Source organism: Fibrobacter sp. UWH9 (genome assembly GCF_900129715.1).
In the GTDB taxonomy this organism is placed as follows: Bacteria; Fibrobacterota; Fibrobacteria; order Fibrobacterales; family Fibrobacteraceae; genus Fibrobacter.
Genome location: NZ_FQWP01000047.1, coordinates 1 through 1,579, shown reverse-complemented (window position 1 = coordinate 1,579; position 1,579 = coordinate 1). Strand labels below are relative to the sequence as shown.

General features: G+C 40.8%; 1 protein-coding gene. It reads right to left on the bottom strand.

Going from position 1 to position 1,579, the window contains the following annotated elements; translation table 11 throughout:
* Positions 1-220: 220 nt before the first annotated feature.
* Positions 221-1,579: ATP-binding protein (locus BUB94_RS16075; RefSeq protein WP_217653158.1), on the bottom strand; the 1,359-nt coding region annotated here is incomplete at its 5' end.

Sequence of the window (1,579 nt, the reverse complement as noted above, 5' to 3'; positions counted from 1 at the left end):
ATGGATTTGTATAATTTTGACATGGGCTTTTTCTTCTGTTTTTTTTGGCGATTAAATTTTAGAAAATAGCCCATTTTTTGTTTAATTTAGGCGAATGTCAACAAAAAAGGGTGGCGAAGCCACCCACACATGTTGATGAAGAGCCAAAGGTTTCAAAAATTTGGGGATAGCAGAACCTAATTGGGAATTTTTGAAATTGTAGCGATTTCCGTACCAAAAATTAAAACACAGTATCCAACTTCTTGTAGTTGAAAATTCTGCGCTCCATGTAAGAATCCATTTCATCGCCGGAGTAAATCAGGCCGCCTTGTTTTCCTTCAAAATTTGGAACAAAGCTTTCGGCTTTGGTGAAGTTCTTGAAAAATTCCGGCACAATGGAATCGCTGGCTTTGATTTCGTACGGAACGACGGATCCGCCTCTAACATCTAGCAAGTCGATTTCAATGCCAGATTCTGTTCGTAAAAAGTAAAGGTCTGTTTTTTTGCCAGCGTTCAGTCGAGCTTTCATGGCTTCGAGTATAACCATGTTTTCAAACAGGTTGCCGAACAAGCCATCTTTTTCAACACGCTCTGCATTTGTCAGGGAGAGCAGCGAGCACGGAATACCCGTATCTACAAAGAATACCTTTGGCGATTTTGTCAAGCGCTTGGTAACATTGCCAAACCACGGCTGCAATGTAAATACAATGTGGCTTGCTACCAAAACGGAAAGCCATTCCTTGAGAGTTGTAGAACTTACGCCGACATCGCCTGCCAAGCTGGAGTAATTGATTATTTGCCCAACTCTGCCTGCCAGTAATGTGAGAAACAGCTCAAACTTGCGAAGATCCTTGACATTAATTAAGGTTCGGACATCTCGTTCAATGTATGTTTGGATGTAGTCGCGATAGTAACTTTCCGCTTCAAGATTTTTCTCGTAGAGGCGAGGCATGCCTCCATTTAAAATGAATTCACCTCGAGAAAAATCTTTGTTGTAATTTGAAATTTCGGAAATGGAATAAGGCAACAATGTGAAGATACTTGTTCGTCCGGCGAGGCTCTGGGATATCGCTTGGCTCAATAAAAGTTGCTGGCTACCAGTGATTACAAATTGAGCATCCAGCCCGGTGCGGTCAACTTCCACCTGTACCTGGCTCAGCAATTCCGGGCAATTCTGGATTTCGTCAAGGATAATGGGCGGCTTATGGGATGCCAGGAATCCCTTGGGGTCTCTGTGGGCAAAATCTCTCAAATCTCGTTGTTCCAAGTTTACATACTTGTAATTAGGAAACAGTTTTTTTGCCAAAGTAGTTTTGCCGGATTGCCTTGGCCCGACAATCGTTATGACAGGGTACTTTATTCCTTCAGAAAGGATTTTTTCTTCAATTTTTCTAGAAACCATGCCTAGAATATAACTAATACATTGTGGAAATTTCAAGTTAAATTTGATATTTCCACAATAATCAATGTCAGAACGGATGATTGAAAATACACAAACCTTGCTTTGTGTAATGGTTTGTATTATATTTTGATAAAATTGCTTCGGCTCGGAAATACCCAAATGTGAACATTTGGGTGCTTCGCTCGCCTTGCATATTTT